The organism is Psychrobacter sp. 1Y4, from assembly GCF_051847555.1.
In genome coordinates this window covers 1-615 of the sequence record NZ_JBPYDE010000795.1, presented here as the reverse complement: position 1 = coordinate 615, position 615 = coordinate 1, and the positions used below count along the sequence as shown (strand labels likewise).

The following is a 615-nucleotide window of genomic DNA, read 5'->3' as shown; positions in this document are numbered from 1 at the left end:
AACCGATCAGTAGTCAAAGAGATAACGCCACTCGCCGTCTCAACCCGAAGACGCTGCTTAAATGACAGTTTACGTGCTTGGACAAAACGAGCGAAACAGCGCGCACCATTGCCGCATTGCTCCACCTCGGTGCCATCCGTATTAAAAATACGGTAACTAAAATCAACATCGGGGCGCATCGGTGGCTCGACCACAAGTAATTGATCAAAGCCAATACCTAGGTGACGATCTCCCAATAACTCTACCAATTCCTTGGTCAAATCTAAGCGCTGGGTCACTAAATCAATGACCATGAAATCATTACCCAACCCATGCATTTTAGTAAATTCTATTAGCATATCTTTGATGTCCTATCCTATTTTTATGTATGGCTTATATTAGCACGCTGTCAGATACAATCATAATTATCACCGCCATCAAATACCAACTTATCGTTATATCTCAAACTCGATATACGCCATTCGAGTTTGCCATAAAAAACCCACCGTTATCATCACAGTGGGTTTTATTTATTATGCAAAAACAGTGTCAGTGTTGGCGGCTTTATTTATCCTGCCACAGTATTTCGTCAGCATACGAGGCTTCAACCGTTTCGCGTTTGCGGATGAGCTGATG

At 42.8% G+C, this 615-nt stretch carries 1 protein-coding gene; it reads right to left on the bottom strand.

The features are described 5' to 3' along the window. The coding region (gene dapF / locus ACS8FC_RS18920) for a diaminopimelate epimerase (RefSeq protein WP_439297924.1) at nt 1-338 on the bottom strand (338 nt) is incomplete at its 3' end. Nucleotides 339-615 lie beyond the last annotated feature (277 nt).